This window comes from Sphingomonas sp. PP-CE-3A-406 (assembly GCF_003688625.1).
Lineage (GTDB): Bacteria > Pseudomonadota > Alphaproteobacteria > Sphingomonadales > Sphingomonadaceae > Sphingomonas.
This window is the reverse complement of record NZ_RCWY01000003.1, coordinates 348,938-373,421: the sequence shown is the minus strand read 5'-3', so window position 1 is coordinate 373,421 and position 24,484 is coordinate 348,938. Positions and strand designations below refer to the sequence as shown.

At 65.1% G+C, this 24,484-nt stretch carries 22 protein-coding genes and 1 tRNA gene; 10 read left to right on the top strand and 13 right to left on the bottom strand.

Features of this window, described 5'->3' with window-relative positions; all coding sequences use genetic code 11:
- Positions 1-29 precede the first annotated feature (29 nt).
- Both C8J44_RS13755 and C8J44_RS13750 read right to left on the bottom strand, forming a co-directional pair.
- A complete protein-coding gene (locus C8J44_RS13755; RefSeq protein ID WP_121904971.1) occupies positions 30-536 on the bottom strand; it encodes a site-specific integrase in 507 nt (168 codons plus the stop codon).
- A 166-nt stretch (positions 537-702) separates the two neighbouring features.
- Positions 703-1,155, bottom strand: a complete 453-nt coding sequence (locus C8J44_RS13750; protein WP_183128785.1) for a hypothetical protein — start codon at positions 1,153-1,155, stop codon at positions 703-705.
- 219 nt (positions 1,156-1,374) lie between these two features.
- On the opposite strand from C8J44_RS13750, the gene C8J44_RS13745 reads away from it, so the two are divergent.
- Positions 1,375-3,036: a DUF262 domain-containing protein gene (locus C8J44_RS13745; protein WP_121904969.1), complete on the top strand. Its 1,662-nt coding sequence runs from the start codon at positions 1,375-1,377 to the stop codon at positions 3,034-3,036.
- A gap of 375 nt (positions 3,037-3,411) precedes the next feature.
- Here C8J44_RS13745 and C8J44_RS13740 read toward each other — a convergent pair whose 3' ends face one another.
- Together C8J44_RS13740 and C8J44_RS13730 are read right to left on the bottom strand one after the other, a co-directional pair.
- Positions 3,412-4,209 (bottom strand): hypothetical protein, encoded by a 798-nt coding sequence (locus C8J44_RS13740; RefSeq protein ID WP_121904968.1) that lies wholly within the window; start codon positions 4,207-4,209, stop codon positions 3,412-3,414.
- 682 nt (positions 4,210-4,891) lie between these two features.
- Positions 4,892-4,965: transfer RNA gene (locus C8J44_RS13730), tRNA-Gln, on the bottom strand.
- A 185-nt stretch (positions 4,966-5,150) separates the two neighbouring features.
- On the opposite strand from C8J44_RS13730, the gene C8J44_RS13725 reads away from it, so the two are divergent.
- Together C8J44_RS13725 and C8J44_RS13720 are read left to right on the top strand one after the other, a co-directional pair.
- Complete coding sequence (locus tag C8J44_RS13725) at positions 5,151-6,191, top strand: Ppx/GppA phosphatase family protein (RefSeq protein WP_121885788.1); 1,041 nt, start codon at positions 5,151-5,153, stop codon at positions 6,189-6,191.
- Positions 6,188-6,859 (top strand): RlmE family RNA methyltransferase, encoded by a 672-nt coding sequence (locus C8J44_RS13720; RefSeq protein WP_056053985.1) that lies wholly within the window; start codon positions 6,188-6,190, stop codon positions 6,857-6,859. Before C8J44_RS13725 ends, C8J44_RS13720 begins: the two co-directional genes overlap by 4 nt.
- 202 nt (positions 6,860-7,061) lie before the next feature.
- Here the strand turns inward: C8J44_RS13720 and C8J44_RS13715 are convergent, their stop codons facing one another.
- Positions 7,062-7,391, bottom strand: a complete 330-nt coding sequence (locus tag C8J44_RS13715) for a PilZ domain-containing protein (RefSeq protein WP_056053983.1) — start codon at positions 7,389-7,391, stop codon at positions 7,062-7,064.
- A gap of 320 nt (positions 7,392-7,711) precedes the next feature.
- On the opposite strand from C8J44_RS13715, the gene sucC reads away from it, so the two are divergent.
- The 4 genes from sucC (at position 7,712) to C8J44_RS18870 (ending at position 12,024) form a co-directional block, all read left to right on the top strand.
- A complete protein-coding gene (sucC, locus tag C8J44_RS13710; RefSeq protein ID WP_121904966.1) occupies positions 7,712-8,914 on the top strand; it encodes an ADP-forming succinate--CoA ligase subunit beta in 1,203 nt (400 codons plus the stop codon).
- Positions 8,915-9,159: 245 nt separating this feature from the next.
- Positions 9,160-9,906, top strand: a complete 747-nt coding sequence (locus C8J44_RS13705) for an electron transfer flavoprotein subunit beta/FixA family protein (RefSeq protein WP_056064107.1) — start codon at positions 9,160-9,162, stop codon at positions 9,904-9,906.
- Positions 9,903-10,832: an electron transfer flavoprotein subunit alpha/FixB family protein gene (locus tag C8J44_RS13700; protein ID WP_121904965.1), complete on the top strand. Its 930-nt coding sequence runs from the start codon at positions 9,903-9,905 to the stop codon at positions 10,830-10,832. The genes C8J44_RS13705 and C8J44_RS13700 overlap by 4 nt, the downstream gene beginning before the upstream one ends.
- A 433-nt stretch (positions 10,833-11,265) precedes the next feature.
- Positions 11,266-12,024 carry an energy transducer TonB gene (locus C8J44_RS18870; RefSeq protein ID WP_121904964.1) on the top strand — a complete coding sequence of 253 codons (759 nt, stop codon included), beginning with the start codon at positions 11,266-11,268 and terminating at the stop codon, positions 12,022-12,024.
- Here C8J44_RS18870 and C8J44_RS13690 read toward each other — a convergent pair.
- Positions 12,010-13,140 carry an acyltransferase gene (locus C8J44_RS13690; RefSeq protein WP_259466868.1) on the bottom strand — a complete coding sequence of 377 codons (1,131 nt, stop codon included), beginning with the start codon at positions 13,138-13,140 and terminating at the stop codon, positions 12,010-12,012. The genes C8J44_RS18870 and C8J44_RS13690 overlap by 15 nt on opposite strands.
- 95 nt (positions 13,141-13,235) lie before the next feature.
- On the opposite strand from C8J44_RS13690, the gene C8J44_RS13685 reads away from it, so the two are divergent.
- Positions 13,236-14,477, top strand: a complete 1,242-nt coding sequence (locus tag C8J44_RS13685) for a dipeptidase (protein ID WP_121904963.1) — start codon at positions 13,236-13,238, stop codon at positions 14,475-14,477.
- A gap of 163 nt (positions 14,478-14,640) precedes the next feature.
- On the opposite strand, the gene C8J44_RS13680 is transcribed toward C8J44_RS13685, so the two are convergent.
- The 5 genes from C8J44_RS13680 to C8J44_RS13660 all read right to left on the bottom strand — a co-directional run bounded on the left by C8J44_RS13680 (position 14,641) and on the right by C8J44_RS13660 (position 19,697).
- Positions 14,641-15,876 (bottom strand): MFS transporter, encoded by a 1,236-nt coding sequence (locus C8J44_RS13680; RefSeq protein ID WP_259466867.1) that lies wholly within the window; start codon positions 15,874-15,876, stop codon positions 14,641-14,643.
- Between the two features lies 1 nt (position 15,877).
- Entirely contained in the window at positions 15,878-16,882 is a 1,005-nt protein-coding gene (locus C8J44_RS13675) for a histone deacetylase family protein (protein WP_121904961.1), read from the bottom strand.
- Positions 16,883-16,973: 91 nt separating this feature from the next.
- Positions 16,974-17,531 carry a 2'-5' RNA ligase family protein gene (locus C8J44_RS13670; protein WP_121904960.1) on the bottom strand — a complete coding sequence of 186 codons (558 nt, stop codon included), beginning with the start codon at positions 17,529-17,531 and terminating at the stop codon, positions 16,974-16,976.
- A 237-nt stretch (positions 17,532-17,768) separates the two neighbouring features.
- Entirely contained in the window at positions 17,769-19,334 is a 1,566-nt protein-coding gene (locus tag C8J44_RS13665; protein ID WP_121904959.1) for a lysine--tRNA ligase, read from the bottom strand.
- A gap of 57 nt (positions 19,335-19,391) precedes the next feature.
- Positions 19,392-19,697, bottom strand: a complete 306-nt coding sequence (locus C8J44_RS13660; RefSeq protein WP_056053958.1) for a hypothetical protein — start codon at positions 19,695-19,697, stop codon at positions 19,392-19,394.
- Between the two features lie 223 nt (positions 19,698-19,920).
- On the opposite strand from C8J44_RS13660, the gene C8J44_RS13655 reads away from it, so the two are divergent.
- Together C8J44_RS13655 and C8J44_RS13650 are read left to right on the top strand one after the other, a co-directional pair.
- Positions 19,921-22,620, top strand: a complete 2,700-nt coding sequence (locus C8J44_RS13655; RefSeq protein WP_121905460.1) for an ATP-dependent DNA helicase — start codon at positions 19,921-19,923, stop codon at positions 22,618-22,620.
- 8 nt (positions 22,621-22,628) lie between these two features.
- A complete protein-coding gene (locus C8J44_RS13650) occupies positions 22,629-23,165 on the top strand; it encodes a histidine phosphatase family protein (RefSeq protein ID WP_121904958.1) in 537 nt (178 codons plus the stop codon).
- 260 nt (positions 23,166-23,425) lie between these two features.
- Here the strand turns inward: C8J44_RS13650 and C8J44_RS13645 are convergent, their stop codons facing one another.
- Both C8J44_RS13645 and C8J44_RS13640 read right to left on the bottom strand, forming a co-directional pair.
- Entirely contained in the window at positions 23,426-23,950 is a 525-nt protein-coding gene (locus tag C8J44_RS13645; RefSeq protein ID WP_121904957.1) for a DUF177 domain-containing protein, read from the bottom strand.
- Positions 23,947-24,453: a ubiquinol-cytochrome C chaperone family protein gene (locus C8J44_RS13640; protein WP_404969213.1), complete on the bottom strand. Its 507-nt coding sequence runs from the start codon at positions 24,451-24,453 to the stop codon at positions 23,947-23,949. The genes C8J44_RS13645 and C8J44_RS13640 overlap by 4 nt, the downstream gene beginning before the upstream one ends.
- Positions 24,454-24,484 lie beyond the last annotated feature (31 nt).

Here is a 24,484-nt window from a genome sequence, read left to right as displayed (position 1 = left end):
ATGCGATCTTACCTCAGTAGCCGGTAGGATCAGGCGATCATTCGCTCGATAGCTGCCCCGATCTGTTCCGCTGCATCAAGGACATGATTGTCATCAAGGTGGGCATAGCGCGACGTCGATTGCGTGTTGTTGTGTCCGAGCAGGCGACCAATCATTGGCAGCGTTTCCCTATTCATCGCCGCGTGACTCGCGAACGTGTGCCGAAGGTCATGAACTCGAACCCCCGGTAGCCCGGCTCTGTCACGGATCGACGGCCAGTGATTGCCGATGCGCAGTACCGGCTTGCGCAGCACCGGGTTCCAAAACAGCCACGCCACGCCCCGCTGGCGGGGTATGGCGGCGATCACTGCCCGGGCCTGATCACCCAACCAAACGGTGCGCGGCCCAGTCTTGCTATCGCGCAGCTTCAGCCGGTTGCCCTTTACGTCTGCCCATTGCAGGCCGGCCACCTCGCCCGAACGACACCCCGTCAACAGCAAGAGGGTATAGTCGTCGACGTTCATTGCCTTCGCTCTCCACCTTGCACTAGGCTCCATTCGAGAAAGCGGACAGGCAGCGCCCGCTCGACTGCGGGGTACATAAGCTTAATACCCGCGGTTTACCAAGATGAACGAAAGGCCGAAGTTAGGAAGCGGCAAACAGGTCCTGAATGACCGGGAATGGGTCTCGCTGGTCGAAAAGCAACTCGCTCGATCGTGCTTATTAGGCGTGCTTTCGGCGTAACTGCATGGCCTTACCGCTCACTCGTGTAGGCGCAGCCGACAACAACGCGTTCAGTTTGGCTGTGCCGGCGCTTGCGATGGCTTGCGCCGTCAGGAGCTTGCACTCGAACTTGAGATGCACACCGCCTTGGCCCTCCCCGATAGTCCACACGCAGACGACCAATATGTCGAATTTGGCCGTGTCTAAACGCTCGAAAACGCTGCGATCCCCCTTTCGACGTTGGCGAATCTCGTAGCGCCGCTCACCGCGCATCGCATCTATCGCGTCTTCCCAAATCTCCGTTGGGCGTAGGTTGAGCCGCTTCGTCGCGAAGCGTTCTGCCGCGCATGGAAACGAGGCGCCCGCTCCGCCACTTAGCAGCGTCGCGCATTCGGATTCACGCTGGCGCCGCCAGTACGTCTTTCTTAGCTGAGTCATCTTGTTAATCAGCACCAAAAGAATTGCTGATCAGTAAATGGGCCGCCTGGCCGAAGGGCGTACGCTTCGTGGTCTCCGCGTCGATTAATATGTGACCGCAAATGAAAGGCGGCCCGAGAGGCCAACATCCACGGCCGTGATACGCATTCAGCACCTCGCCACCACTGCACAGCCTCGCACACCACGCCTTCCATCGGGATAGACAGGTCGCATCGATGCCGCCAAACTCCCTGGATGCAGCTCAATCCGATCCACGTTACCGTCTTTAAACTTCTTGAAGGCCGCCTTTTTCGCATACCTGGCTATCAACGGTCCTACTCTTGGGGTCGGCATCAGCGGGCCGATCTCTTTCGCGATATCGAGGAAGCCCAGCGGTCCGGCCGTGACCATTTCATGGCGACGGTCGTCGGCTTGGCCCGTGAGACAATCGGTATCGGCGCGGAGGAGTTTCGTGTCGTCGAGTTGGTGGACGGACAGCAGCGTATCACCACGCTCGTCATCCTCCTCAAGGCGATTGAGAAAGCGTTGGGCGCTGAAGATGCCGCCGCACAAAAAGCCAAGCAGGGCCTTGCGGACCTTCTGGTAAAAGGGGACGAGCACAGCCTCGTCCTGCTGCAGACCAACCATGACAGCAGCCACGTCTTCACGGATTATATCCGAAAGGGCGGCGTCGACGAGACTATCGTGGTCACGGCGGCTGATTGCAATGTCGTCGACGCCATCACCGAATGTGAGCGCTTCGTGGCCGGGTGGAGCGCGGACGGCGGGTTGGTCGGCCTTTTGTCGACGGTCCGCAACCGGATGTCGATGATCCTGCATGAGGTGGCCGACGAGTCCCTCGTTTACCGGGTGTTCGAGGTCCTCAACAGTCGCGGGCTCGACGTGAAGTGGATCGACAAGCTGAAAAGCCAGCTTATGGCCTCGATCTACGAACATGTCCCCGCCGGCACGCGAGAGCCGGGACTCGCGGAGATGCATGTCATCTGGCAGACCATTTACCGGACCATCGGGACTGTTGCGGATCACGCCGACGAGGCGTTGCAGTTCGCCGGTACTTTCGCCCGTGAAAAGGCGCCCAATAAGGTTTTACCCCAGGAGGAAGCGGCGCGCGAGATCCTTCAGGCGGGCGGTCAGGCCCTGAAGCCGATCATCGCGGCTGCTCGGAAGTTGGAGGCGATAAACAGGTACGTCCACGAGCTTCATAGTGACAACAGACGCCGGGCGCCGGCGAAAGTGTTGCAGGCCCGGTTCGTGGCGGTTGCGATCATGGCGCGCAATCTTGACGCGGCTACGACCGCAGATCTACTTGAACGGTGGGAGCGCTCCTCGTTCCGCCTGTTTGGGATCGGGCGCTTGGACGCCCGTTCCTATAATCGGGAATATACCCATCTCGGGCACGCGATTGCCGCCGGGCTTGATGCCAAGGCGGCTGGCAAGGCCATCGATGCCCTTGGCGAGGATTTTGACCTCGAGGAGCGCATGTCGCTCAAGAGCTATTGGGACGAGTGGTACTGGCGCCGCGAAGACACCCGTTATGTTTTCTGCCGCTATGAAGAGTATCTCGCCGCGAAAGCCGGAGGCTCTATCAACGCGTCCGAGTGGAACAAAATCTGGGCAACCGACCCGGCAAAATCGATCGAGCATGTGAAGCCACAGCACACCGAGGTCGGCTATCTGCATAACCTTGGAAACCTGACCATGCTACCGCCCGGCGTGAACTCGTCCCTTGGCGGTCGCGCTCCCAACGAAAAAGCTGACACCTACGTCGAGTGCGGATTGCGTGGCACGGCAGCGATCGGCCGCGAGATCAATGCCGGTCTCAAATGGGACAAGGCCGCGGTGACCGTACGCTGCGAAACCCTGGACGCCTTCATCCGGAAGCACTGGAAGATCTGACCCTGAACCCGCGGCGACGTCCTGCCTTGGTCAGCGATGACGAACGGATGGATGGCCCTGCGTCTGCTCGGCTGCCGCCCGATCGGTCTCGCCGATCGTCGAGCGCACCCCCGCCTTGATGTTTCAATCGGGCAACGCACTGATCGTAATTTAGAGGCCGCTTGCGCCAACAGCGGACCTTCGCGGCGTCAAGATCGGATGGCCGCCTCGTCCCGCTTTTGCCAATCGGGAAACAGTCAAAGGCTTGCGGAGCCGTGATGAATGAACGTCTGAAGTTGGGAAACGGGCAGGTGCCTCTGAGCGTCCACAATTGGGTCATAGGCAGTTGGCATTCGGTCCGCTGCCTGAACAGCCAAGAGGGAGATTGCGGCCCTTTCAGGCTTGGGCGTCGCCGGCTCGGTCAATCTCGGTCCGAAGACCGGGGGCGGCGTTTTCAGTGGCGGACGGGGTTGAGTTGCGGCGGAAGAATCCGCTGGCTGCACCATAGAGCCAACCGCCGCCCTTCGCGGCCCCCGTTTTCGCAATAGTCACCCCGTGACCGACGGCGTCCACTGTAGCGCTCGCTCCATGTCCGACCGCTTTGGCCCCATCAGTTGCAACGTTCGCGAACGTGGTCAGTCCGGCGGCCGCTAAGTCCCTCACTGACGGTCCGGCCGGGTGTGCTTCTAGACCCTCTCGTATACGCCTTGCCTCGTAGGCAGCGAGATTGAACGACCGCAGGTTGTAGGCAAACCAAGATCCAGTGCCTGCGGCATAGACCGCCGTGGCGACCCAGCCCCACACAGTTGCCTTGCTCGCGACCTGCCCGCCCACGGCTGCGGCTTCGGCCGCGCTCGGACCTGCCTTCAAGAGGGCCGTGATCGCCTTAATTTTGCGCCCCCCGTCGACGGCAGTTTTGGCGATCGACATAGCCTTCTTAGCATCCAGCGGGGTTCCGGTTCCTAACAAACCCGCGGCGGTCTCTTGCACGGTCGCGAGAGCGGTACCCTGATGGCCCGTAATCAACGCGGCCCTTTCCTCCGCAGTGAGATCGTACAGGTCGGCTATGTCATTGGCTGCGGCGTCGAGGCTGCTGGAACTGAATACAAGCGCCTTTCCAGCGGCCGTGATGCTTCGGCCCATGATCAGCCTGTTGGCCTGCGAATACAAATCGTCCAGCTCTTCGATCGTCATTACGCTGCTCCCCCTCAATCGATGCCTTGATGAGGGCATACCAAGATCTTGGCTTGGATATCGATCACGGTGCGTACCAAGCCATCAGCCTCGTTGCCGCACGGGCCGCATCTCGTCTAGAGCAGCAGTCAAGAACAAGGCAGTGTGAGTAGGTCCATGGTCTTCCGTGGTGGTAGTCTCGGCTATGCCGATACGCCGCTGCTGAGTCTTAAAAGCGAGGCCGAACTTGACGGGCAACAGGCGGCTGATGGTCCGCGGTAAGGTAGCAACCAGGCGGGCAAGTTCATCGAGAGAGCGGTCGGCCAAATGCCGACTTTGGCTGAATGCTGACACTCTTCATTCGGTCCTCGAAGGGCGGCTTCGTCCCACTTCTTGTCATTCCACGGCCACACGTTGAGGCGTCAAGCGGACATGAACGGATGTCTGAAGTTGGGGAGCGCCCAACGACGGCCGAATGTCGTCTTGTAGGTCTTAGGCGCACAGCTCCCTAATCCGCCGCATATGATCTTGTAGGAATCTCTCTCGGGGCGAAGCGCATTTCATCCCAGCGACTTTACCTCTTACCAGCCATCTCAGCCCCACATCCCAGAGAAACGCGGCGATCTCGAGCCAACAAGGGGAAGCACGCCCAAGGCGTACTCCTGTCACAGAGGTCCGGTTTCGGTGTCAAAGGATAGATCGCTGGATGCCCCGTGAGGATTCGAACCTCAATAGGCGGTATCAGAAACCGCAGTCTTACCATTAGACGACGGGGCATCAGCGAGGGCGCGATCTAGGCGGGGGAGGTCGGGCTGTCAACGCCAAGATCGTAGGGATTTGCCACATCGCTTGCGTAATCGCTGCACCCCGCTACATTCGATGCCAAGCACCGGGTGGGTATTTTCCTGCGACGGCAGATATAGATAGCGAGTTTTGCGGCGATGGGGGATGTTTCCGCCCGAATGCCGTTCCGGCAGGGGTCTCCTGCCCGTCCGGCGGCGACCCGGCCCGGCCGAGGGCGGTGGGCCGATGCGCAGGCGTTTGCCGCGCTGGATCTCGGCACCAACAATTGTCGATTGCTGATCGCGCGACCGCAGGCGGGCGGGTTCGCGGTGATCGATGCGTTCTCGCGAATCGTTCGGTTGGGCGAAGGTCTGGCGTCGACCGGCAAGCTCAGCGATGCGGCGATCGAGCGGACGATCTCGGCGTTGCGGGTATGCTCGGACAAGTTGCAGCGTCGCAACGTCACGCTGGCGCGGTCGGTCGCGACCGAGGCGTGTCGGCAGGCCTCGAACGGCCCCGACTTCATCGCCCGCGCGCTCGCCGAGACGGGGATCCATCTCGACATCATTTCTGCCGAGGAGGAGGCGCGGCTGGCCGTGCTCGGCTGCCATGCGCTGATCGAGCCCGGCGAGGATCCCGCGCTCGTGTTCGATATCGGCGGCGGGTCGACCGAACTCGTGCTGATCGATACGTCGACGCCGATCCCGACCGTGCTCGACTGGCATTCGGCACCATGGGGCGTGGTGTCGCTGACCGAGCATGCCGGTGGCGGCGAAGGCGAGGACGGTCGCCGTGCCGCCTATGCGCGGATGCGCAGCGTGGTCGCGGACAGTTTCGCGGGGTTCGCCAGCCGCCTGCCCCGGCACGTCGCGCGGCCCCGGCTGCTCGGAACCAGTGGCACGGTGACGACGCTCGGGAGCGTGCATCTCGGGCTCAGCCATTACGACCGCTCGGTCGTCGACGGGCTGATCGTGCCTGCCTCTGCGATGCGGAAGATCAGCGCCGACCTTTCCCACATGTCGATCACGGAGCGCGCCAAGCTGCCGTGCATCGGCAACGAGCGCGCCGACCTGGTGGTCGCGGGCTGTGCCATTCTGGAGACGATCATGGATTTGTGGCCCGCCGAACGGCTCGGCATCGCCGACCGCGGCATTCGCGAGGGCATTCTCCGCCGGTTGATGGGCGCGCCTAAACCGGGCAAGTCGGGCGTGGCGGCATGAGCCGCGGCGGCTCCGGCGGGCATGTCCGCGTCCTCACCGCGCGGAAACGCACCGCGCAGTCGACGCGCTGGCTCGAGCGCCAGCTGAACGATCCGTATGTGAAGCGCGCGAAGGCCGACGGCTATCGCAGCCGGGCCGCGTACAAGCTGATCGAGCTCGACGAGCGATTCGAACTGATCCGCGGGTCGAAGCGCGTCGTCGATCTCGGCATCGCGCCAGGCGGCTGGGCGCAGGTGATTCGGCGTCGGATCCCCAAGGCTGCGGTGGTCGGGATCGACTTGCTCCCGGTCGACCCGATCGAGGGCGTGACGATCTTCGAGATGGATTTCCTCGACGATGCCGCGCCGGGTAAGCTGATCGAGGCCTTGGGCGGCGCGCCGGATCTGGTGTTGTCCGACATGGCGGCGAACACGGTCGGGCATCCGCAGACCGACGCGCTCAGGACGATGGCGCTGGTAGAAACGGCACTGCACTTTGCGTGCGAGGTGTTGGAGCCGGGTGGCACGTTCGTGTCGAAGGTGTTCGCGGGCGGCGCCGATTCGGAACTGGTCGCGGAGATGAAGCGCAACTTCAAGACGGTGAAGCACGCCAAGCCGCCGGCGAGTCGCAAGGGGTCGGTCGAATGGTTCGTGGTGGCGCAGGGGTTTAAAGGCAGAGACCCGAAATAGCGCAGCTATTTTCGGATAAGTCGAAAGCCCGGCCAGCGTCGCACAGCGACGACTGACGACGTGGCTTTGCCACGGCGCGACCAGCTCTCTCTAAAAGGCCGCCGGCAAAGCCGTCGTCGGATGGGTTCGCTAAAGCGACCCACCGGCCGAGCCAGCGATTGCGCGACACTCCGCTCGCGCATCGGCTCGGGCGTGGCCGAGCCTATCGCTGGCTTAGCGCAACAATATGATCGAACACCGCCGGGTGCAGCGGCTTGGCAAACGCGCAGCCATATTTGAACTTGTCGCGCCAGGCCACGACCGCCTCCAGCGCGGCGAGTCCCGGTAGCGTCAGCCACACCACCGTTCCCGGCCAGAGCGTAAAACTGGTTTCCGCGCGAAACCCCGAGAGCGACAGGTCGGTGACCTCGATCTCGAACCGTGTCTGACCGCGATCGCGCAAATGCGCCCGCATCTTCACCGCTTTGCGGAGCGACTGACGGAGCTCTTCGCTGGTCAGATCGTGGGGCAATGGAGTCGCAGGCTGTGTCATGCGAGGATAATGCCCTGAAAAGGGTTACTTTTATGCAAACGCGGTCGCAGGCCGAACATGTCTGCGTTTTGGCGACGTTTCTCGGCAATCTTAGGACGTCACGACCGAAAGGCTACACAAAGCTTTGGCTGTAGCTAGGCTGACGCGGGCAACGCTGACACCCAAAAACTACCCAAAACTCAATGCACTTGGTCAGCCGATTCGCTTCTATTGCAAACGAGACGCAACTGCAAATGCCTTAAGGGTGGATTTGCTGGCCGCCCTGTGCTTTACGCCCAACCAATTCCCGAGTTTCCTAAAAATTGCGTGGAGCCTTCCCGATGAACATCCATGAATACCAGGCCAAGGAACTGCTGGCCAAGTTCGGCGTCCCCGTGCCTGCCGGTTTCGCGGCACTGACCGTCGAGGAGGCCGTCGAGGCCTCGAAGAAGCTTCCCGGACCGCTCTATGTCGTCAAGGCGCAGATCCACGCCGGCGGCCGCGGCAAGGGCAAGTTCGTCGAGCTCGGCCCCGACGCCAAGGGCGGCGTGCGCCTCGCCAAGACCGCGGACGAGGTTCGCGCAGCCGCGACCGACATGCTCGGCAACACGCTCGTCACCATCCAGACGGGTGACGCGGGCAAGCAGGTCAATCGCCTGTACGTCACCGACGGCGTCGACATCGACAAGGAATTCTACCTCGCGCTGACGCTCAACCGCACCACCGGCCGGGTGATGATGGTCGTCTCGACCGAAGGCGGCATGGACATCGAGGCCGTCGCGCACGACACGCCCGAGAAGATCCAGTCGATCGACATCGACCAGGCAACCGGCTTCATGCCGCATCACGGCCGCGCCGTTGCCGCTGCGCTGAAGCTGACCGGCGATCTCGCCAAGCAGGCCGCGAACACCGCGTCGAAGCTGTATGACGCATTCATGGGCACCGATGCCGAGCAGATCGAGATCAACCCGCTCGCCGTGACGAACGACGGCAAGCTGATGGTGCTCGACGCGAAGGTCGCATTCGACGGCAACGCGCTGTTCCGCCACAAGGACCTGCTCGAACTGCGCGACGAGACCGAGGAAGATCCCGCCGAACTCGAAGCGTCGAAGTACGACCTCGCCTACATCAAGCTCGATGGCGACATCGGCTGCATGGTCAACGGCGCAGGCCTGGCGATGGCGACGATGGACATCATCAAGCTCAACGGCATGTTCCCGGCCAACTTCCTCGACGTCGGCGGCGGCGCCAACAAGGAGAAGGTGACTGCGGCGTTCAAGATCATCCTCGCGGATCCGAACGTGAAGGGCATCCTCGTCAACATCTTCGGTGGCATCATGAAGTGCGACATCATCGCCGACGGCATCGTCGCCGCGGCGAAGGAAGTGAACCTCTCGGTGCCGCTCGTCGTCCGCCTCGAGGGCACGAATGTCGAGAAGGGCAAGGAGATCCTCGCGAACTCCGGCCTCGCGATCGTTCCGGCGAACGATCTGGGCGATGCCGCGAAGAAGATCGTCGCAGAGGTGCAGAAGGTCGCGGCCTAACCGCTGCCGACGACGCATACTGATTCTGCGAAAAGAGGGGCTCGGACGGAAACGTCCGGGCCCTTTTTCGTTGATGTCGCACACTGTTCGGCAGGTGGTCCGATCGGCATCTCGCCGTGACGCTACGGCATAGCGATGTTTCCATACCGGACTTGCGAAAACGACGTGAAACCGCCATCTGTCCGGCCAACGCCGCCGGGCAACCAGCGGGCGAAACGAATAGATTCACCTTGGAAGGAACCCCGATGAAGGTGCTGGTGCCGGTCAAGCGCGTGCTTGACTACAACGTGAAGCCTCGCGTGAAGGCGGACGGAACGGGCGTCGATCTGGCGAACGTCAAGATGAGCATGAACCCGTTCGACGAGATCGCGGTCGAAGAGGCAATCCGCCTGAAGGACAAGGGCGTCACCGAGATCGTCGTCGTCTCGATCGGCGAGCAGAAGAGCCAGGAAACGCTGCGGACCGCGCTCGCGATGGGCGCCGACCGTGCGATCCTCGTCGTCAGCGAGACTAAGGTCGAGCCGCTGGGCGTCGCCAAGATCCTCGCCAAGATTGTCGAGGAGGAAAAGCCCGACCTCGTGATCCTCGGCAAGCAGGCGATCGACGACGACAACAACCAGACCGGGCAGATGCTCGCCGGTCTCCTGAATTGGGGCCAGGGCACGTTCGCGTCGAAGGTCGAGATCGCCGACGGTTCGGTGAACGTGACGCGCGAAGTCGATGGCGGCGCGGAGACGGACACGCTGAAGCTGCCCGCGATCATCACCACCGATCTTCGCCTCAACGAACCGCGCTATGCCTCGCTGCCGAACATCATGAAGGCGAAGTCGAAGCCGATGGCGCAGAAGACGCCGGCCGATTTCGGCGTCGACGTCACGCCGCGCCTGACCACGCTGAAGGTGGTCGAGCCCGCCAAGCGCTCGGCCGGGATCAAGGTCGCCGATGTCGACGCGCTGGTCGGCAAGCTCAAGGAAATGGGAGTCGCCAAGTGAAGACGCTCGTCTGGGTCGAACATGACGGTCAGACCGTCAAGGATGCCACGCTGTCGGCGGTCACGGCCGCGTCGCAGCTCGGCGAAGTCCATCTGCTGGTCGTCGGCCAGGGCGTCGACGGCGTCGCTGCCGAGGCCGCGAAGATCGCCGGCGTCGGCAAGGTGCACGTCGCCGACGACGCTGCGTTCGCGCATGCGCTGGCCGAGAACGTCGCGCCGCTGATCGTCGAGCTGATGCGCACGCACGATGCGTTCGTCGCGCCATCGACCACGCATGGCAAGAACATCGCCCCTCGCGTGGCAGCGTTGCTCGACGTCATGCAGATCAGCGACATCCTGTCGGTCGAGAGCGAAGGCACGTTCACGCGGCCGATCTACGCCGGCAACGCGATCGCAACCGTCCAGTCGACCGACGCGAAGAAGGTCATCACGGTGCGCGGCACGGCATTCGCCAAGGCCGCGACCGAAGGTGGTTCGGGCGAGATCGAGGCGGTCGCATCGACCGGCGACAAGGGCCTGTCGACCTTCGCCGGCTCGGAGATCGCCAAGAACGAGCGTCCCGAGCTGACCAGCGCGAAGATCATCGTCTCGGGCGGCCGCGCGCTGGCGTCGAGCGAGCAGTTCCACGCGACGATCGATCCGCTCGCGGACAAGCTTGGTGCGGGCGTCGGTGCCTCGCGCGCGGCGGTCGACGCGGGCTATGCGCCGAACGATTATCAGGTCGGCCAGACCGGCAAGATCGTCGCGCCGGAAGTGTATGTCGCGGTCGGGATCTCGGGCGCGATCCAGCATCTCGCGGGGATGAAGGACTCGAAGGTCATCATCGCGATCAACAAGGACGAGGACGCCCCGATCTTCCAGGTCGCGGACATCGGCCTGGTCGGCGATTTGTTCAAGATCGTGCCGGAATTGACGGCGAAGCTGTAGGCGAATGCCGCTGCGCAAGGCGAAGCCAGTGCAACAGCGGGCCCGGCCGGCGGCGCATTAGCGCCGACCGACGACGCGGGATTTACTCCCGCGGCGCGCGCCACGAACGGGCGGTGTGACTTAAGTCGCGCCGCCCGTTTTAGCGTCTGCCGAACGCACAGGTCTGCCGACGCCCAACCGATTTGCTTACAAATCGAGGTCTATTTCGCTCAAAGTGGACACCTCCCCGGCGCAGGCCGGGGCCCAATTGGGAAACGGCGATAACGACGGACGGTCCTTCGTTACATCGACCTTTCCACTTGGACCCCGGCCTGCGCCGGGGAGGTGCATCTATCGAAGCGGGATACGTACCGAATACGTCCGGAGTACCGAGATCGTTCGCGCGCCCTCAAGCGCAGTTGCCGCCCACCGCCCGCCTCCCCAATTACCCTGCATGTACGGCGTCCACCCGAACCCGCGCGACCGCCTGATATCCGCCACCGGCGCCGCTTTACTCTGCGCCATCGTCGGCTACGCGCTCATCCTCGGCCTCGGCGTCAGCATTCCCACCGCTATTCCCGACGCGCTGAAGACATTCGTCGTCGGCCCGGCACCTCCTCCACCTCCGCCCGAAAAGATCATTCCCCGCCCCGCGAAAAGCCATCGCCCCGAAGGCGCTGCCTCACCCGCCAACCTCCGATCGAAGGCGACCGAAGTCGTCGTTCCCAAACCGATCGTCCCGCCCGTCGTACCGCCCCCACCGATCATCGCCGCACTCAAACCCGGCCCCGGCAGCGACGCCACCACTGGTGCAGCGCCCCTCCCCGGACCCGGCGCCGGCGCAGGCGGCGAGGGGAACGGCACGGGCAGCGGCCGCTCCGGAAATGGCGACGGCGATGGTGGCGACGAGACTCCGCCCCGCCTCCTCAAGGGCCGCTTCAAAAACAAGGACTTCCCCAACGCCGAGGCGGTGATCGGTGCGGGCGGGATCGTCGGCGTGCGCTACACCGTCGAGACCGACGGCAGCGTCACGCACTGCATGATCACGCGCTCCAGCGGCAACGGCGTGCTCGATGCGACCACCTGCCGCCTGATCGAATTGCGCTTCCGCTACCGCCCCTGGCTCGACGCCGCCGGCCGCCCGGTTCGCTCTACCGTCGTCCACAACCAGGAATGGGTGAACCAGCTCGGCCCGCCGTCACGCGGTAACTGAAGCCGACCGCCCCAGCCGGCCGCCACTGAGCACCCGCGCAATTGACGGCGAGAGCGCCATCAGCACCTGCCCCAGAGCGATCGTGACGCCGAGCACCAGCAACGGCTGGACCAGCAGATATGCCGGATACAGCCCGGCCCCCAGCGCGCCGGTCGCCAATCCGATCACCGGCCCGAACAGCCACAGCAGCACCAGGTGATCGCAGAATGCGAGAAACCCGTACCGCTCGATCCCGCGCAATCGGTCCGCAACGTTGCTCCCAGCCAAGCCCCAGGCGAGCCGCCAGAACAGCACCGCCGACGCCAGTCGAAACACGATATCGAATGCCGCCATCAGATGCGGATGTGCATCGAAGACCGCGTTCCCGAGCAGCGCGGTCCACAGCCGCGGCGCGATCAGTACGACGAATGGCAGCGCGCATAGGGCTACAGGCCACCCCGCCACCCGCTCCGCCACGCCAAATCGCCGCGCGGCGATCCCAGCGGTAAAGAAGAGCAGTATCTGCGGTCGCAGCAACAACGGAACGTGAACCCCGGCCACGCTCCACACCATCACAATCAGCGCGACCACCGCCAGCCACGCGCTCGACGCGCGCACCAGAACCGGCGCGATCATCATGCAGACGAACAGGTCGCGCAGGAACGGCATCTGCACGTTGATATCGTCGGCATGCACCATCGGAACGAGTTCGTTCAACGTCCATCCGATACTCGACGGCGTCGGCGCCTTCAGATCGCCGAACGTCGCCGCCGCCCCGACCAGCACCAGCGCGATTGCGTTCCACAAGACCATCGGCAGCAGGATCGTGCGCGCCTTGCCACGCAGGAACGCGCCGTACGGTTGCCTCGTCGCGGTCGACACGACCAGCCAGCCCGAAATCATCCCGAGCAGCGGCACCGCGCTACGTCCGAACACTTCGCCGAGCATCGTTCGCAGCACCGCCTGCCAGCTGAACGCTACCGCAGCCAGCTCCTCCGCGGTGCGGCCGGTCCAGGCGTGGACGTAGACGATCCCCATGATCCCGATCAGCCGCGCGATCGCGATCGCAGTGGACAGGCGCGTATCGTTGGTTCGGGCACTGCTTCCGGCGCGTATCTCGATCGATCTGGTGCTCAAGTCCGCCACTTCGCTCTGGTTCGGCGCCGCGTACCCGGCTTGTCGCGCGCGATCACCTCCTTCAGGATGAAACGGCCGTTACGGGGGACCAAGAGATGATCGCCGCCTTCCTGCTCATCGCCGCGCAGTCGAGCCCGGCTTCGGTGCCGGACCCGCAGATCGCGCGGCGCGTCGCGCGCGTGCTGGAGCGCAGCCCGGTGATCGACGGTCATAACGACCTCGCCTGGGAGATACGCGAGCTGCACGACGCGAAGGCCGAGGCGGTCGATCTTTCCGTGGACACCACGCGGCTGCCGAGCCCGTTGCAAACCGACATTCCCCGCCTGCGCGAAGGTCATGTCGGCGGACAGTTCTGGTCGGTCTACATCCCCGCCGATGCGCCGCGCGCGGTCGAGATGACGCTGGAGGAGATCGACATCGTCCGCCGCTTCGTCGCGGCAAACCCGGCGACGTTTGAACTCGCCACCACCGCCGCCGATATCCGTCGGATCGAGAAGGCGGGGCGGATCGCGTCGCTGATCGGCGTCGAGGGCGGGCACCAGATCGACGGGCGGCTATCGGTGCTGCGCCAATATCGCGCGCTCGGTGTGGCGTACATGACGCTGACGCACGGCAAGAGCCTGAACTGGGCGGACAGCTCGACCGACGCACCACGTGCGAACGGGCTGAGCGATTTCGGGCGGCAGGTGGTCGCGGAGATGAACCGGATCGGGATGATCGTCGACGTGTCGCATGTGTCGGACACAACGATGGCCGCGGCACTGGCTGCGACCAAGGCGCCGGTGATCGCCTCGCACTCCAGCGCGCGAGCGATCGCGGATGCGCCGCGGAATATCCCCGACGACCTGCTCCGCGCGATCGGCGCGAACGGGGGCGTGGTGATGGTGAACTTCTACCCGTCGTTCCTGTCGGGCGCATGGCGCGCCTGGGATGTCGCGCGCTTGGCCTATGCGAAGTCGGTCGGCGTTCCGGCGAACGTCTATGGCGCCAAATCACCTGCGCCATTGGTAGCGTGGGACGCCGCGAATCCCGAGCCGCAAGTTACCGCCGCGACCGTCGCCGATCATGTCGAACACATCGCGACGATCGCCGGTCACGATCATGTCGGGATCGGCGGCGATTTCGACGGTATCCAGGGAACCGGGCCGATCGGCCTGAAGGGTGTCGACGGCTATCCGCTGCTGTTCGCCGAACTGGCGCGGCGCGGGTGGAGCGATGGCGACATGGCGAAGCTGTCCGGCGGCAACGTCCTGCGCGTCATGGAACGGGTCGAAGCAGTCGCTAAGAGCATGGCGGGTATGCCGCCCATCGACGCGACCGACGTGGCGTCGCGGTAAAGCGGGTTCCCGCTCTCAAGTCTGAGCGAAGCCGGACTTCTTCTCCCCTCCCTGGAAGGGAGGGGGCGGGGGTGGGTCGGGTTCCGCGAATTCCAGTGCCGGTGGCTCAAACTGGCCAACCCACCCCCAACCCCTTTCTTCCAGGGAGGGGAGAACCTGTCGATCAAGGATCCGGCATACGCTGCGGCACCGGCGGCTCGACCATCAGCGGCGGCACCGTGCGCAGCACCAGCCCGATCACCAACGCCGCCACGCCGAGCAACAGGCAGAACGCGGTTACCCCCGGCCAACCGGCGTGAGTCCAGGCGAACCCGCCGGCGGATCCCAGCACGCTCGACCCCATGTAATAGAAGAACAGGTAGAACGCCGCCGCCTGCCCACGCGAGCCGCCACCGCCTGCAACCTGTGCGCGGCGGCCGACCCAGGCGCTCGCGATCGAATGCGCGCCGAAGAAGCCGATCGTCACGACCGCGATCCCCGTGATTACCAGCGCCAGCGGCGTCATCGCGGTCAGCGTGACGCCGGCGATCAGCAGCACGACGGGTATCCAGAAGACCTTCCGCCGCCCGAGCTGTCCCGCAAGCGTCCCGAACTTCGCCGAACTGACGGACCCGAGAACATACAACAGGAATACTGCGCCGACCGCCGCCTGGCTGAGGCCGTAGGGCGGGCTCATCAACCGGAAGCCTGCATAGTTATAGATCGTGACGAACACGCCCATCAGCAGGAACGCCTCGAGATACAGCAGTGGCATCGCGCGATCGGTGAACAGCGCGCCGGCACTGCGCAACAGCGCGCCCGGCCGTCCGACGCTTGGCGTGAAATTGCGCGAGAACGGCGCGAGCCGACGGAATGCCTCCGCCATTGCGAGGCCAGCGACGCCGACCGCAGCGAGCGCCCAGCGCCAGCCTTCGAGATCGGCGACGATGCTGACGACCAGTCGCCCGGCCATGCCGCCGAGCGCACTGCCGGCGATATACAGCCCCATCGCCGCGCCGACCGAGCCTGAATCGACCTCTTCGGCAACATAGGCCATCGCTACCGCCGGCACGCCCGCGAGCGCGACGCCGGTCAGGAACCGCAACACGAGCAACCCGCTCCACCCCGGCACGACCGCCGCCGCCAGCGTCAGCGCACCGGCTGCAAACATTGCCACGATCATCAGTGAGCGCCGGCCCACGCGATCCGATACGAACCCGGCGAACAATATGCCGATCGCCAAGGGCCCGGTCGCCAACGACACCGCGAGCGATGCACCCTCCGCGGTCAGTCCGAACTGTGCAGCGAACAGCGGCAGCAAAGGCTGAACCGAATATAGCAGTGAGAAGGTCGAGAAGCCGGCAAACAGCATCGCCAGCGTCAGCCGACGATAGGCGGGCGTGCCCAAGGCAATTGGCACGTCAGAACCCATTGAGGAAGCTCGTGACATTGTGGCCTAGCGCGTCGACCGCGTATCCCCCTTCCATCACGATGACGGTAGGCCAGTTGCGTGCCGCGATATCGCGCGCGAGGACCGCGTAATCTGGCGTGGTCAACTTGAAGTGCGAGATCGGATCGCCCTCCCACGTGTCCGCGCCGAAGCTGACGACGAGCAGGCCGGGGTCGAACGTGGCGATCGCGTCGAGCGCGGTCGTCTGCGCGGCCCGAAAGGCATCGATCTGCGTGCCGTGGGGAAGCGGGAGGTTCCGCGTGGTGCCGACTCCTTCGCCCTCTCCAGTCTCGTCGGCATGGCCCCAGTAGAAAGGATAGTCGGTCTTGGGATCCGCGTGGACCGACGCGTAGAACACGTCGCCGCGGGTGTAGAAGATGTCCTGCGTGCCGTTGCCGTGGTGATAATCGATGTCGAGGATCGCGACGCGCGCGACACCGGCATCGCGCGCGGCCTGCGCGGCGATCGCGGCGGTGTTGAGGTGGCAATATCCGCCGCAATAGTCTGCGCCGGCGTGATGGCCGGGCGGGCGGCACAGCGCGAATGCCGCGCGGTCACCGTCGAGGACCGCGTGGGTCGCGGCGAGCGCGGACTGCGCGCTGCCGTAGGAGGCGGCCCAGGTCTCGGGCGTGATCGGCGTGGTCGCGTCGAAGCTGTGCGCGCCGATCAGCGCGTCGATCCGGGTGAGGTCTAGCGGACGGCGGCCGCGGATCGGGAAGGTGTAGGGGATCGCATCGCCGTCGCGTCCCGCTTCGCGCCACAGTCGCGCCGCGTCTTTCAGGAACGCGACATAGGCGGGGGAGTGCACCGCGAGGACCGGTCCTTCACCACGGTCCTCCGGCGTCTCGACCGGACCGATCGCGTGCAGGATCGCGTCGATGCGCGCGGGCGTCTCGGCATAGGCGGTGAACGCGCCGTTGTGGAGTTCGCGCGCGGGGGCGTGGGTTCGCTGGGCGTCGTCGAAGAACAGCCGCATTGTTGCTCCTTGGTGCGCGGTCACGAGGGAAGAACCAACCGAACGCGTCCGGGGTCCTACGGGATCGCGCGCGTCCGGCAAATTCGAAGGCTCAGAACAGCGCCAGTTGCCGATCGTCGTCGCCGCTCAGCAGCCAACGCCCGATCACGTCGTGCCGAGTCCGGCCGACATGGCTGTGGACCAGCACAAACGCATCCACGTCCCAGCCGATCGGCGCGATGTCTTGCGTGAACGGCGCGCCGTCGCGGTAGCCGAGCGTCATGTGAGCACTCGAGCGAAAGCCAGCGCGGGCGCGTAGCCCTGCCGCCTCGCGCGCTACGGCAATCCGCTGGTACAAGGCGGCGAAGGATGCGTTCTTCCGGCGGGGACGCATCGCAATGGATCGATCGCTGCCGACCACGGTATCGAACTCGATCGCGAACGGCGCTGCCTCGACCGCATCGCCGATCGCCTTCAGGTCCCGCTCCAGCGCGGTCGATACGCGGTCTTGGTCGTCGAGGATGTCGATCGTGACGTGGAGATGCTCGGGGCGCAGCTTGTCCCTGTCGGTCTCGAACCACGACGCTGCAGCGGTGATCTGGCGCGCTAACGGGAGTGGCGGGCGGAGCGCGAAGAACAGGCGATGACGCGCGAGTGGTCGATGAAACATGCCGGTTTCCGAATCGGGGGAGGCGGACTTGTTGCTAATATGTTCTACATTTCTTGTCGAGGTCGAGTGCGAACTTGCATGATGAAGGCCCCACCCCGGCGTAGGCCGGGGCCCAGTTGGAAAGGTCGGAATAACGACACGCCGCACCCCGTTAAGTACGTCCCCCAACTGGGCCCCGGCCTCCGCCGGGGTGGTGTTTCTTAAGGTCGTGGTGGTCGGATTTTGTGAGCTCGCGCCTTACCGCGCTAACGCCTCGGCGATCAGTTTCCGCGAGTTTGCCACGCCGTACAGCGCAATGAAGCTCCCCATCCGCGGCCCCTGCTCGGATCCGAGCAACGTCTCGTACAATGCCTTGAACCAGTCGCGCAGATTCTCGAACCCACCCGTCTTGCCGATCTCGTAGACGATGTTCTGGATATCCTCCGCGCTCGCCTCAGCCGGCAACGCGGCGAGTTCCGCGTCCAGCCGCTCCAGCGCCGCGACCTCGACACCCTCGGGGGCACGCCGCTTGAGCGTCGGCGCAACGAAATCACGGCTATAGGCCAGCGCATAGCCGATCAGACGGTCGAGCTCGGGATATTGCGCCGCCGACGCATCCGGCACGTAGTTCGCTAGATAGCCCCAGACCTGCTCCTTGCTCGCATCGCCCATCACGCCGACGAGGTTGAGCAACAGCCCGAACGTCACCGGCAGTTCGCCGGTCGGCAGCTTGCCGTCGTGAATATGATGCACCGGATTGCCGAGTTGCTGCTTCAGATCCTGGCCCGCGTAATTGCCGCGGAACTGCCAATATTCGTCCACCGCGCGCGGGATCACGCCCATGTGCAGCGACTTGGCCTTCTTCGGCTCGCGATACGCGTAGAAGGCCAGCGATTCCTCGGGGCCATAGGTCAGCCACTGCTCGAGGCTCAGCCCATTGCCCTTCGACTTCGAAATCTTCTCGCCATTCTCGTCGAGGAACATCTCGTAGTTGAAGCCCTCGGGCGGTCGCCCGCCGAGCACGCGCGCGATCTTCGACGACTGGGTGACCGAATCGATCAGGTCCTTGCCCGCCATCTCGTAATCGACGCCGAGCGCGACCCAGCGCATCGCCCAGTCGACCTTCCACTGCAGCTTGGCCTTGCCGCCGAGCACCGACTGCTCGATCCGCTGGCCCTCATCTTCGAACGCGATGAGCCCTGCTTCGGCATCGATCACCTCGATCGGCACCTGCAACACGATGCCACTGGTCGGCGAGATCGGCAGCACCGGCGAATAGGTCGCGCGGCGCTCAGCCCGCAGCGTCGGCAGCATCACGTCCTGGATGCCCTGGAAATGCCGCAGCACCCCCTTCAGAGCCTCGTCGAAACGCCCGCCGGTGTAATATTCGGTCGACGAGGCGAACTCGTAGTCGAAGCCGTAGCGGTCGAGGAATTCGCGCAGGATCGCGTTGTTATGCGCGGCAAAGCTCGAATGCGTGCCGAACGGATCGGGGATCTGCGTCAGCGGCTTGCCGAGATGTTCACGCAGCATGTCGCCGTTGGGGACATTGTCCGGAACCTTGCGCAGACCGTCCATGTCGTCCGAAAACGCGATCAGCCGCGTCGGCGTGTCGCTCAGCGCATGGAAGGCGTTGCGCACCATCGTCGTGCGCAACACTTCGTTGAACGTGCCGATATGCGGCAGGCCCGACGGTCCGTAGCCCGTTTCGAACAGCACCGGGTCGCCCGACTTGCCGTTCGGATACCGCTTGAGGAGTTTGCGCGCCTCCTCGTACGGCCAGGCTTTGGACTCGAGGGCGGCGGTGCGGAGTTCGTCGGTCATGATACAGCGCGACTAGCGCGTGCATTCGTGTCCGTCACCCCCACCGCCGCTCGCGACTCAGCGGCAACGATCCTTCGCGGTGATCGTCCGGTCGACCGCACGGCCACCGAGTGCACCTGCTGCACCGCCGGCCAGCGTGCCGAGCAGCCCGCCGCCGACCGCATTGCCGAGCACCGCACCGCCGACGCCGCCTGCAACAAGGCCGGTCGTGCCGCTCGAATGACGGCAACGCTTGGCGCGGTAACGACGGTCATGCCCGCGATATTCGCGCTTCGAGCGTGCTTCGGCCTTGCCCGTCGGGATCACGGCAGCGGCGGGGATTGCGAGTGAGAGCGCGCTCAGCGCCATAAGAAACTTCCGCATGATGATCGTCCCTGTTGGTGTAGATGATGATGTAGATAAAGTTCGGTATCGATACAGGCGCAACGCACGCGCTTCATGTCGGTTGCGTAACAGGCGGAAGTCGGCGGCCTTGTTTGCATTTGGATGATCGGCGGCGGCGCTTTATTAGCGGCGACACCTTCAAATACGCGAGTTCACGGCACAAAAGGTTGCCCTTTCGTTCTCGTTGCAGCAAGGTCGCGCGGTGCTTCGCTATCCTGCCCTCCACGCCAGCCACGCCGGCATCTGGATCGCGAACGCCGATGGCGCGCGTCCTATAGGGCGAGGCGAGGCGATCCGGATCGCCGCCGATACGCCCGTCATCATGCTCAACGCGCCACTGGTCGGGCAGCGACTCGGCTATCCCGACCTGTCGGGGCTCGACCTGCTCGAACTCTACGCGTTCCTTCGCCCGGCGCAGTTCGCGGTGCCGACGCCGAAGGGGATCGCGCGAGTTACCGGCCTCGACGTGCCGACCGAGGATGCGGAGGTCGCACCGTTCCTCCTCCGCGCGGCGGAGGCGATGCTGGCGCTCACCGATAGCGAATGGCCCGAGCGCGAGGGCGCGTGGACGGCGGCGCAGTCGCTGTTCCGCCTGCGCTGGCCTTGGGCGCCGGTCGTCGCCGAGCGGCTGAAGAAGCCGGCGGTCAACGAACGCTGGCTGTTCTCGTCGCTTCCCGAATGGGAGGAGCACGCGCCGCGACCCGCCCCGCGTACCGTGACGATCGAGCCCGGCGATGCCGAAGCGCGGCTCGTCGACCTCACCGGCCACGGCGCCGAGGAACGTCCCGGCCAGCGCGCCTATGCGGGTGCAGCGACTGCTGCGTTCGCACCGCGCGCGATGCGCGACACGCCCAACCTCGTCCTCGCCGAGGCGGGCACCGGGATCGGCAAGACGCTCGGCTATCTCGCGCCCGCCTCGCTTTGGGCGGAGAAGGCCGGCGGCGCGGTATGGATCTCGACCTACACCAAGACGCTGCAACGCCAGCTCGGCCAGGAAACCGCGCGCCTGTATCCCGACGCCGCGATCCGGAAAGCCAAGGTCGTCACGCGGAAGGGCCGCGAGAATTACCTCTGCCTGCTCAACCTCGAGGACGCGCTGCAAGGCGGGTTCGCGGGGCGTGCGGCGATCCTCGCGCACCTCGTCGCGCGCTGGGCCGCGTATAGCGCGGATGGCGACATGGTCGGCGGCGATCTGCCCGGCTGGTTGCCGACGCTGTTCCGCCGCAACGGCTCGACCGCGCTGACCGACCGGCGCGGCGAGTGCGTCTACGCCGGCTGTCCGCACTACCGGAAATGCTTCATCGAGCGCGCTGCCCGCGCCTCGTCCGATGCCGACATCGTCATCGCCAACCACGCGCTGGTGATGGTCAATGCCGCAAGAGGGCGCGAGCTCGCGACTCGACCGACGCGGTACGTGTTCGACGAGGGGCATCATATCTTCGACGCCGCCGATTCGATGTTCGCGACTGCGCTGACCGGCGCCGAGACGATCGAACTCCGCCGCTGGATCCTCGGCCCCGAATCGAGCGGTCGCGGACGCAGACGGGGGCTCGCGGCCCGCCTGTCCGATCTCGCTAGCTACGACGAGCAAGGCGCCCGAGCGATCAGCGACGCGGTGACCGCGGCGGGTGCGCTGGCGTCCGACGGCTGGCTGCAACGGCTCGGCGAGGGTGCGCCGTTCGGGCCGATCGAGACGTTGCTCGCCGCCGTCCGTGGCCTCACCTACGCGCGGGCCGAGCAGCCGGGCGACGCGGGGTACGGCCTCGAGACCGAACTTGCCGAACCCGACGCGACGCTGATCGAGGCCGCCGCGCCCGCCGCCGCGGCGCTCGACGGACTCGTCCGACCGCTCGTCACGCTAGGCCGTCGTCTCGAAGCGGTGCTCGCCGAAGCGCCCGACTGGATGGACGCGCCCGCCAGAGCCCGAGTCGAGGGCGCGATCGCCTCGATCGGTTGGCGTGCGGAAACGGTGGCGTCGTGGCTATCGCTGCTCGCGCGCGTCGGTGGACCGGTCGATGGCGATTTCGTCGACTGGCTCGCGGTCGACCGGATCGAAGGGCGCGAGTTCGATATCGGGCTGCACCGCCACTGGCTCGACCCGACCCGCCCGTTCGCGGAGATCGTCCTCAAGCCCGCGCATGGTGCGCTCGTCACCTCGGCGACGCTGACCGGCGGCGGCGATTGGGAGGTGGCCGAAGCCCGCACCGGCGCGCCGCATCTGCTACGTCCGGCCGCCCGGTTCGAGGCGAAGAGCCCGTTCGACTATACACGGCAGGCCGAAGTGCTGATCGTCACCGACGTGAAGCGCGGCGACATCGGCGCGCTCGCCAATGCCTATGCCCAGTTGATCGTCGCCAGCCGCGGCGGCACACTCGGCCTGTTCACCGCGATCCGGCGACTGCGCGGCGTGCACGGCCGAATCGCCGATCGACTCGCACGCGAAGGCCTGCCGCTTCACGCCCAGCATGTCGATCCGATCGATACGGGAACGCTGGTCGATATTTTCCGCGACGATCCGGGGGCGTCGCTGCTTGGTACAGATGCACTGCGAGACGGCGTCGACGTCCCCGGCGAATCGCTGCGACTGGTGGTAATGGAGGGCGTGCCCTGGGCAAAGCCTTCCGTTCTGCACGCCGCGCGGAGGCTCGCGGGCGGCGGTTCGGCCTATGACGATCGGCTCGTCCGCGCGCGTCTGGCGCAGGCATTCGGCCGGCTGATCCGTCGCGCCGACGATTCCGGCGTGTTCGTCATGTTGTCCGCCGCGATGCCCTCGCGGCTGCTCAGCGCATTCCCGCCGGGTGTGCCGATCGCCCGCGTCACGCTCGAAGAAGCGGTGGCCCGAGTCGCGAGCCGGCTTTCCTCACGGGCTGCGGTAGGGCATGAACGCCGCGAACCCGCTTGAGGATTGCCATGAAGACGTTGACGCTGTTGCGCCACGCCAAGTCCGGCTGGGACGATCCGGTCGCGCGCGATTTCGACCGCCCGCTCAACGCCAAGGGCAAGCGCGCCGCGGCGATGGTCGGACGGCATATGCGGTCGCTGGGTCTCGCGTTCGATCATGCGATCGCCTCGCCCGCGGTGCGCGTGTCGGAAACGCTGGAGCAGATCGGGTCGGGCTATGGCCGGACGATCGCGCCGGACCTGGATCGACGGGTGTACCTGGCGTCGGCGGCGACGTTGCTGGATGTGGTCCACGGGTTTCCGGCCGAGGCGGAGAGCGCGCTGCTGGTCGGGCATAATCCTGGGTTGGAGGATCTCGTCCTGATGCTGGTCGCGGATGGGACCGATCCGTTGCGCGATGCGGTGGAGGACAAGTATCCGACGGCGAGCATTGCGGAGCTTCAGTTCGACGGGGAGTGGGCGAGCATCGCAACCGGCACCGCCCGCCTGACTCGCTTCATCCGTCCCCGCGATCTCGATCCGACTTTAGGCCCCGACGCGGACTAAAGCATTGTCTCCCCGCGAAGGCGGGGAGACAGACTGGACTCCCGCCTTCGCGGGAGAACAAGAGAGATGCAGCGCGCCGCCAGACACGCGCCACTCGAGTAAGCCACCACCCCGGCGAAGGCCGGGGCCCAATTGGGCTTGGATGGTGAAGTAGCGTGGACCGCCGTTACGACCACCTTTCCAATTGGGCCCCGGCCTTCGCCGGGGTGGTGCGCATGTCTGGGTAGGCTAATCATCACCAAGCCAAGACGCAGGCCTGATCAGCTCTTTCCCGCCATCCTAGCCTTCAAATCCGAGAACGCATTCGCCGGACGGAACTCGTCCTCGCTGATCACTCCCGCCGCCGCCAGCGCCGCAGCCGCATTCGGTCCCCTTGGAAACGGATCGATCGACAGCGCCAGTGTATCCGCCGCGGCCTCGCCCAGATCAATCGTACCACCCTCGATCGCGACCGTATCAAGCGCATCGTCGGACAGTTCGACCTCGTCGCCCTCCGAAACCAGCTGATCGACGAACAGCAGCGCGACCGGCTCATCGATCTTCGTATCGAGCGGTTCGTCGGTGACCGAGCATGCCTGCACCGCCGCGCCCGTCACGCGCCCCTTAACGACGATACCGCTCTCCGTGCGCTTGATCCCCAATCGCGCGTCGAGACGCGTGATCGAGAGCAGCGCGAACCGCTTCGCCAGCGTCGCGCGCTCATCCTCCGTCGCGGCGATCTCGACGATCCGCTCGCGTTCGCCGATCGTGTCGAGGCGTTCGGGGCGGCTGAACTCGGGCTTCACGGCAATTCTCCAGATAACAGGTTCGGTAACGGCGTCGCCGCCAGCCCGGCATGAAACGCCATCACCGACTCGCGGACATGCGCGAGTGCGGCATCGTCCGGCGCAGCGCCGCGGTACAGGTTGCGCACCAAGGCCGGCGCGATATCGCCCGCAGCCAGTCCCTCCCGGTATGCACCGAGACGACCGCCAAGCATGCTCATCATCTTGCCGATATGCTTGCCGACGATGATGTCGCCGATCCCGATTTCCCGCAACTGCCCGTCCATGTCGTCGACGAACCGCTCGGCCAGACGTGCCGCGGGTTCGCCACCCGCCGGCTCCGTCTCGAGCCGCAGCATCACGATCGCCAGCAACGTCGCAATCATGTCGAAGCGGCCGTCGACCGTGTCCGGCACCGCGCCCTCGACATACCAGTGTTCCGCGCGCGCCCGACCGACCACCGCATTATACAGCGGCATCGCCTCGTCCGGCTTCTCGCCGAGCAGTCTTCCGAACCAGCCCAATCCGTCGTCCTTCAGGTCGCAACCGCGCTTC